Source organism: Acetobacter senegalensis (assembly GCF_001580995.1).
GTDB classification, from domain to species: domain Bacteria; phylum Pseudomonadota; class Alphaproteobacteria; order Acetobacterales; family Acetobacteraceae; genus Acetobacter; species Acetobacter senegalensis.
In genome coordinates this window covers 21979-30160 of record NZ_LHZU01000106.1, presented here as the reverse complement: position 1 = coordinate 30160, position 8182 = coordinate 21979, and the positions used below count along the sequence as shown (strand labels likewise).

Below are 8182 nucleotides of genomic sequence, written 5' to 3'. Positions count from 1 at the left end.
CACTGCCACTGCCACTGCCACTGCCACTGCCACTGCCACTGACCTTCAAACAGTGTCTTAAAGGCCTTCCTCTGTAGGGAGGGTTCTTGGTCGCCGGAAAATGTGTTTCTGTTGTCGAGACAGAATGTATTGTTATTCATACGTGTGCAGATGCCTCGAAATGATGACAGGCACTCTACACCCCGAGTGAGCATCTCAAGAACCGCGAGATTTCTGCAAACTCTGTGTTTTTGTGAAGCCTTGTTCAACCTATGCCTGTGGTGATGGCTACTTCTTGATAGACGCCATCAGGGTGTCCGGTGGCAGAGGGATGGGAGAAGACGAGTAGCCTTCTGTTGTGGGTAGGGCTGTTGTGTTGCCCACGTTTTCAGCGTGCATCTTGCGAAAACCATCCCGGTCTTTTTCTGATATTCAATCGGTCTCCATGGTGTGTGCACCAGGCCTCTGGGCTAGGGGAGATGGTAGTCAGGATCGGGTCTTTTGCTTTGTAAGCCCTTGAACTTGATGTGAGAGAAGAACGCTTTTTTCGATTCTCTCACCTGTTTTTTCCTAAAACGGGTATCCAGAGGGCGGCATAAGATAAAAAGTGACGCAATCAGGACCTCTTTTTTCCAAGAAAAGTCGTTTTCACAAGGTGTTATGCGCTTTCCGGCTTTAGTTTTTTTGTAATCTGAGCCAAAATGATAAGTGAATTTACCCGATCCTGTTGCAGCCTGTGAGTCTACGCCTTTGCGTGTCCGTTGCGCCGCACTGCGGGTTCCGAGACTGAAGGGATGCAACAAGGTGAAAATCCGGTATATCGTCAGCGTTGCTGCGTTTGTGGTGAGCCCGGCGCAAGCAGAAACGGTTTATCGGTTAACAGCGCCAACTCTGGCCTGCGCCACTCCTAGCGCTACGCGGGATGCCAATGAGGCGATGCTGCATGGGCATGATTTCTCAAGATTCCAGAAACTGTATGATTGCCGTATTATAAATGATACCGGTCGATGGGATGAAATAGCTGAAAATGGTGATGTGCTGCTGCTGCGCAAAACACCACCAACACCCGGCTTGCCTCCGTTGTATTTTGCCAGACGTGCTGTCACGCCTCTTCTTGAAACGTCAGAAGCTGAGCAGGATCTGATTCATACCGTTGAGTCATTCCGTACCGAGCATTCTGCCAGCAGTCAAAGGCAACCTGTTTCGCATAAAGCTGACAAAACGCAGAGTGAGACATTTTCCGCCCGCTCTGTGGGGGTTCAACCTGTAATCGATAGTGTCAAAAACAGCTTTCAGGCTCTTTGGAAAAAAATGTCCACACTGTCTGCGCAGATAGGATGGCATAATGGGTTTGTAAAAGTCATTGAATGGGGCGTGGGTCTGTATGTTCTGCTTAAAGCGGCAGGAGCTTACCGGCGGCGGCGGACGTTTAGAAATACGGTGCAAACCGGAAAACGCCTGATTGATACTCTGGCTGATCGGCTTCAGATCCGGCGCAAGCAACTGGTTTTTCAGAACGCATATGGCACAACCATTTATGATAAATGGAATAAGGAAAAATCCGAATTCATGCGGCGGGAAATGTATGCCTGCCTGAGCAAGCATGGGTACGAAAAATATTTTGAAAAAGCCTCACCGGAACTGCTGACATATCTGGATCAGGTTGCCTTCAAGGAGCCGCATGCTGTTGTAGCCAAGAACAGTAATCCTGATATCTATACCCCCGATATGGACCCGTTTGATTATGAACGTTATTGCGCAAAGCTGCTTAAAAAAGCGGGGTGGGATGCAATCGTCACATCGGAATGTGGAGATCAGGGAGCAGATATTGTTGCGACAAAAAAAGGCCTGCGTCTGATCCTGCAGTGCAAGCTTTATTCAAGGGCTGTCGGGAATGATGCCGTGCAGCAGGTGGCTGCTGCCAGACACCATTATGCAGGACGTTTTGCAGCCGTTGTTTCAAATGCCCCTTACACAATTCCCGCGCAGCAACTGGCAAAAACAAACAAGATATTTCTTCTGCACCATGATGAGCTGCAAGATTTTGTCAGACGTCTGGAAAATTTTACATCTGCCCGCGTGAGAGGGTAACAGGCCGCACGCTGCACGTTATCCTGCCTCTGCCTCTGCCTCTTTTTTGAAGAATGGGTTGTGCTTGCTCAACGGGCTCCGTGAACGAAGGGCGTGGCTCCCGTTCTCCGGTACACTTGCTTAGGGTCGGGGTGTTGATGGGTGCGTTTGATCTCGGTTTCTTTGTGCATTCTATCCGATGATAGGGAAGTCTCTCATCGGTGGCGCTTTCTTGAAAGCTTGCGTCGTCTCAGACCGAACCCAGTCTTGTGATCTGCTGCTTCAAAAGGGATGATGAGTAACCCACTGCATGCTGAGACGGTTTTCAGCAGTGAGGAGACGCTGCGCAACGTGGTCGCAGCCGGAGCTTGGGTGTGGGTGCTCTTTTGTCCGACAACGGACAGGATCGGCCGATTAAAAGAAAAATTACATTTTGTTCTCTTCGTCTTCGTTCTCCTGCCTGAGCGAGAAAAGAGGGGAAGAATTTCTCTTTTAATACAGTGAATTATAAAGATAATACGCGGGAAACTGCGAAACGTGACGTTGTGTTGGCGTGCAATGATACAACGCACTCTCTAGGTAAAAAATGAAGAGAATATGTCGATAGGATGGTATTGGTTGGAAATATCAATTTATAATGATAAAAAGACAGATAATGTATATTTTTTAATCCAAAAGGGAGGGCAAGAATGGAAAAAATAATATCTCTTTTTGCGGATTTTGGTGTTTTTGTTCTCTTTCCGTGGGTTTTGTGGCGTGTAACGCGCAGAGTATTACCAATAGTCGTTTTGCCAATACTTTTGGGTATTCTGCTGGCAGTTTGGCATGTGCCTGTTGAGCAGTGGGGAATTCCTTCTGTTTATGGGGACGATATCGGCTGGGTAGCCGTGCTTGTGCTGGCATTTACGGCCGGGCTGGAAATGTGGGTGGACCCAAACCACGGCAAGGGAGCGGAAGAGGCCATTCCTTCGCCCTCTTTGGGGCGGCTGCTTGGCGGTGCGGTCGTAGCGCTGGGAGGGCCGTTTCTGATCGGCTCTCTGGTGGTCTATCAGTTCTTTCTGCCTCTTCACGGCTGGGCGGCGCCGCAGGTCTCTCCCTTGATGGGGGCTGTTTCCCTGGGGTTGTGTATTGCTGTCAGCGCGCTGCCGGTGCTGATAGGCATTGTGCGTGAGCTTGAACCCGTGCACCGCGCAGTGGGCCAGTTGGCCCTGAAACTGGCGGTGGTGGATGATGCCGCTCTCTGGATCGGGTTGGCCATTCTGCAGTTCATGGCCAAAGGGCCTTCTGCACTGCATGGCTGGTCCTGGCTGGAATTCCTGGCGGTGTTTCTGCTGGTTGGGCTGGCTTCTGCCGGCGGCTGGGCGGCCCGGCATTTCCGGCATCCCCCCCTTATTGTGATCTGGGCCGCAGTGCCTGTTTATCTGGCTGCCGGATCATGGGCCAGCAAGCAGCTTGGTTTGCATGAACTGATTGGGGCTTACTTTGCCGGGGCTATCATGCCGCCAAGCTGGGTGCGTCGCCTGCCGGTGGAGGAAGTTGGCACCTTCGCCCTTATCTGGCTTGCTCCCATGTTCTTTGGCCATAGTGGCCTGAAAATTGATGGCGATGCCCTGACATGGCCTTCTCTGGCGGCTTCTCTGGCGCTGGTGGCGGTCTCCATCGTGACCAAGATGGGAGCGGTCTACCTTTTCCCTCCCGCTTCCGGTCTCACATCGCGCCAGCGGCTGAGTGTGGGAGCGTTGTTGCAATGTAAGGGGCTGATGGAAATTGTGGCCGCGACCATTCTTCACGCGCAGGGTATGATCTCGGAGTTCGCCTTTGCTGCTCTGATGGTGCTGGCGGTTATTTCCACCTCTCTTACAGGCCCTCTGTTCCGACTGTTTTCCGGCAAGTCAGCAGAGCAAGCGTAAAAGCAGAAGGGGCTATGCAGCCTCTTCATCAGGTAAGGCAGAAAGACCGGGCAGGAAGGTTTTCTACCCTCTTATAATTGGGCTGCCCTCGTTATCGCTGGTTTGATTGCTGGCTTGCAGACCGCCTTGCCTGAGCAGATATGTCTGACGCAGAGAGTTCAAAAGCAAAAAAAGAGAGCCCCATGGGAGGCTCTCTTTTTTGTCTCAAAGGAGAATGTCGGTCAGGCCAGTTCAACCAGAACCTGTTCAATCACATCCAGCCCTTCGTCCACCAGCGCATCGGAAGCGGTGAGCGGGGTGAGAATACGAATGGTTGCGCCCTTTACTCCACAGGAGAGCAGGATCAGCCCTTTTTCACAGGCTTTGGCACAGACTTTGCTGGCAAAGCCTGCGCGCTGTTCTTCTCCAGCATGGTTTTCAAGAATATCAAACGCAATCATGGCACCTAGCCCGCGTGCGGTGCTGACGGGGAGAATATCCTTGCGTTTGTGCCAGCCATTGATCCGTGCCTTCAGGTGTTCGCCCATGGTGTTTGCACGGTCAATCAGCTTTTCTTCTTCAATAACATCCAGCACGGCCAGCGCTGCGGCACAGGCCAGCGGTGCCCCGGCATAGGTGCCGCCCAGGCCCCCCGGCGGCACGGAATCCATCAGGTCTGCCCGTCCGATCACACCGGAAATGGGAAAGCCGCCGCCCAGAGACTTGGCGACAGACACCAGATCAGGCTCAACGCCGGAGTGCTCAATGCCAAACATTTTGCCGGTGCGGGCAAAACCGGTCTGCACTTCATCCGCAATCAGCTTGATGCCGTGTTCATCGCAGAGGCTGCGAAGATGCTTCAGCAGGGCAGGCGGCGCGATGCGGAAGCCACCTTCACCCTGCACGGGTTCAATAATAATGGCGGCAACCTGCTCCGGCCCAATGTCTGACGCAAACAGGAAGTGCAGCATTTTCAGGCTGTCTTCTACTGTTACGTCTCCATCAGGGAAGGGGAGGTGATAAACCTGTCCCGGCAAGGTGCCAAACGGTGCTTTGTACGGAAGAACCTTGCCTGTCATGGCGGAGGCCAGCAGCGTGCGGCCATGGAACCCGCCGCAGAAAGCAATCACCCCGTTACGGCCAGTGGCGGCGCGCGCAATTTTAACGGCATTCTCAGTCGCTTCTCCGCCGGTGGAGAAGAAAATGGTCTTGGCCGGGCCAGAAAAAGGCGCGAGGGCATTCAGTTTTTCGGCCAGTTCGATGTAGGATTCGTAGGCTGAAACCTGAAACGCCGTGTGAGTGAAACGCTCTAGCTGAGCTTTGGCAGCAGCCAATACCTTGGGGTGACGATGGCCCACATTCAGCACCGCAATTCCGCCTGCGAAATCAATGTAGCGGCGGCCTTCCACATCCCACAGTTCTGCGTTTTCAGCGCGATCTGCAAACACAGGTGTAGCTGTGGCAACACCACGCGGTACGGCATTGGCGCGGCGGGTGAGAAGGTCCTTGTTGGTGGTGCTCATGCCAAAGGGGCTCCTTATGGGGGCAAAAAAGAGAGATACCGGGAGCAAGCCCGGTGTGGTCACCTCTGGTTCGTAAGCGACTTTCAGGGACAGGAGGAGGCGATTTTTTCTCGCACCTATGGTGATGAATGCACACCACTTTGTGTCTTATTTCATGAGGCAACGGCTCTTTGTGGGGAGAGCCGGGATGAAATCGTCACCTGTCAGGAGGGTGTGTGGACGCTCTGAATAGCCACCTGCTCCAGCAGCCAGGCGCGAAAAATGGAAAGGGACTGCTTCTCCCAAGCGCGATCAGAAGCGCGCAGAACGTAAGATCCCAAAGGTGTTTCCTGTAGCGGCTCGCGCGTGGGGGTGATGCGTACCAGTCGGCCTGTTTCCAGATCATCCCCCAGCAGAAACGCGTTGCCCAGTGCTATGCCTTCTCCGGCGCGAGCGGCGGCAAGCGTGATATGTGCCTGCCACAAGCGGCCCGCACTCGGAACATGAGAGATAGTCACGTTGTGGGCGTTGAACCACAAACGCCATTCTGCATCGTCCTCTTCCTGTAACAGCGGCGCGTGTAACAGATCAATCAGTCGGGCGGGCTGGCCCCCCATGGCGGCCACACAGGCAGGTGAGGCCACGGGAAAAACGGGGGGGCGTGCAAAGGCAACACTGCGCAGGGTACGCAGTGCGGCAGATGGCGCATCATCCCGCGCATAGAAAATATCGGCATGACTATCGGTTTCTATGCCGTTGCCATGGAACGTCGTGTTGGCGTCAACCGGTCGCAGCAACAGATCAATGTGGGGGTGATTCCGCCTGAACGCGGCCAAACGGGGCACCAGCCAATGGTAAGCGAAGCCGTGCACGCAGGTTATGGTCAGGTGCGGCGTTTGCTGGCGGATATCGGCAGTGGCACGCGCCAGTCCTTCCAGCAGCGGGGCAATCTGGCTGTAATAAGTGTGCCCTGCCAGGGTCAGCTTGCCTGTGGCACGGTCCCGCAGCGTGATGCCGAGCATCTGTTCCAGATCCCGCATATGGCGGCTGACAGCCGCATGGTCCACACGCAGTTCTGCCGCGGCGCGGCGTATTCCTCCGGTGCGGGCAAAGGCGGCAAAGGCATTCAGGGCTGCCAGAGGGGGAATGCGGTATCGCTGATCCATCACGCGCTTATCATCACTGGAAGGGCTTTGTTCTTGGGATGAAAAGCAGCCGGAAGCAAGCGTCAGGAAGCAGCAGGTCCCGCGCTGCCAATGGGCGCTTGCACAGGGCGAATCGTCAGATTTCTCGGAAAAACAAGTGCGCGTTTTTTTGCTGAGCGCTGACAAAGCGGCCTACGAAAAAGCCGGAAATGGCAGGAAACTGCGTTTTTTCATCATAAAAGCGTGATTGATCAAGAAATGAGCTTTTGATTAAAAAGTGAGCATATCAGCTGGGGCGGAAGGGGAGTCTTTCTCGAGCCTGCATCTTTTTTAAACTACATATTTTCATGGTGTATAGCTATTTGATACGAAATAAATGCCATTTGGTTACTTTAAAAACAGCGTAGAATTTAAGTATTCAGTATGCGTTTTTTCGATATCTGGCAGCTTCTACTTTTCTGTTGTCGCGCCGGGGGGAAGTGTGGTTGTAGCCCTTCACCGAAGTAAATCGAAGGATATCAAATAATGTCTATGCAAATTGTGAATGAAATGGTTGCCGCTGTTGTGAACTTCGCTACGGTTGCCCCCATGCTTGCTTTTCTGCCGATTGTCGCCACGCTGATGGTTGCGACCGCCGTGTCAGACCGCGTTGCCTGAGTTGGGTTTTCCCGCTTAGCCAAATGCACCGCCCGCCTGCCATATGGCAGTGCAGGGGTGCCCGGACCGTCATTCCTGTGAGAATGACGCCAGTCCGGTGCCGGTTTTGCTGCCTTTAGGGCGGTTTTTTTATGTCTGCCACCCTTCAGGCAGCGTTTAAATGGCTTTTATCAGTCTGCGTTCCGGGTAAAACAGGGCCAGCGCGCTACAGTGCTGTGTGATGACCAACCGGAAAAACCATGACGGACCTTTTTGATGCCCATCATGTGGGAGAATCCCGCCCACTGACTTTGTCTGATGATGTTGTCAGCACGGCAACCTACGGGGGGGCGGACCGCTGCTACCGTTATCAGTTGAAACGGGTGTGGGATGCCAGCCGTCCCGCTGTCATGTGGCTGATGATGAACCCTTCCGTTGCGACCGAATATGGAGATGACCGTACGGTGGCCAAGTGTCAGCGTTATGCGCGGGCATGGGGGTATGGCAGCATTCTGGTTGGCAATACCTTTGCCTATCGTTGCACAGATCAGAAACGTCTGCTTGAAACGCCAGACCCGGTTGGCCCGGAGAATGACGCCGCTTTGCTGGCCATGGCGCGTGAGGCTGATTTGGTGATTGCGGCTTATGGTTCTCCCCACCTCAAAGCGTTGTGGGAGCGGGGGCCAGAAGTGGTGCGCATGCTTCAGCAGCACGGCATACCGGTTTATGCCATGCGGGTAGGGGCCAATGGGCGCCCCTGTCATCCTCTTTATCTGCCTGCCGCCCTCAAGCCGGTTCTTCTGCCCAAAACCTGAGCCTTGCGTCTTCTGTGGGGGGCACTGAAGCCTGCTTCACGTCGCTTTTTTCTGAGAAGTGTACTGTTCTGAAGGCAGGCTTGTCCCTACCGGGAGTTGACGGATGATCAGCTTCAGTATCCGATCACGATTGTAAAGCTGTGTCC

7 protein-coding genes are annotated in these 8182 nt (G+C 53.8%); 4 read left to right on the top strand and 3 right to left on the bottom strand.

What is annotated here, in order from left to right; genetic code table 11:
* Nucleotides 1-449: 449 nt before the first annotated feature.
* On the bottom strand, nucleotides 450-782 hold the full coding sequence (locus AD948_RS18035; RefSeq protein ID WP_156478919.1) for a hypothetical protein: 333 nt from the start codon (nucleotides 780-782) through the stop codon (nucleotides 450-452).
* 1 nt (nucleotide 783) lies between these two features.
* On the opposite strand from AD948_RS18035, the gene AD948_RS04020 reads away from it, so the two are divergent.
* Both AD948_RS04020 and AD948_RS04010 read left to right on the top strand, forming a co-directional pair.
* Nucleotides 784-2070, top strand: a complete 1287-nt coding sequence (locus tag AD948_RS04020; protein WP_061470835.1) for a restriction endonuclease — start codon at nucleotides 784-786, stop codon at nucleotides 2068-2070.
* Nucleotides 2071-2738: 668 nt separating this feature from the next.
* Nucleotides 2739-3959, top strand: coding sequence for a cation:proton antiporter (locus tag AD948_RS04010; protein ID WP_006559593.1), 1221 nt, complete (start codon nucleotides 2739-2741; stop codon nucleotides 3957-3959).
* Nucleotides 3960-4180: 221 nt separating this feature from the next.
* Here AD948_RS04010 and gabT read toward each other — a convergent pair whose 3' ends face one another.
* Nucleotides 4181-5461 carry a 4-aminobutyrate--2-oxoglutarate transaminase gene (gene gabT, locus AD948_RS04005; RefSeq protein ID WP_061470833.1) on the bottom strand — a complete coding sequence of 427 codons (1281 nt, stop codon included), beginning with the start codon at nucleotides 5459-5461 and terminating at the stop codon, nucleotides 4181-4183.
* Between the two features lie 203 nt (nucleotides 5462-5664).
* A complete protein-coding gene (locus tag AD948_RS04000; protein ID WP_006559595.1) occupies nucleotides 5665-6606 on the bottom strand; it encodes a LysR substrate-binding domain-containing protein in 942 nt (313 codons plus the stop codon).
* A 504-nt stretch (nucleotides 6607-7110) separates the two neighbouring features.
* Between AD948_RS04000 and AD948_RS18835 the strand changes: the two genes are divergently transcribed.
* Entirely contained in the window at nucleotides 7111-7242 is a 132-nt protein-coding gene (locus AD948_RS18835; RefSeq protein ID WP_254909384.1) for a hypothetical protein, read from the top strand.
* 239 nt (nucleotides 7243-7481) lie between these two features.
* Nucleotides 7482-8036: a DUF1643 domain-containing protein gene (locus AD948_RS03995; protein ID WP_061470832.1), complete on the top strand. Its 555-nt coding sequence runs from the start codon at nucleotides 7482-7484 to the stop codon at nucleotides 8034-8036.
* The last annotated feature ends 146 nt before the right edge of the window (nucleotides 8037-8182 follow it).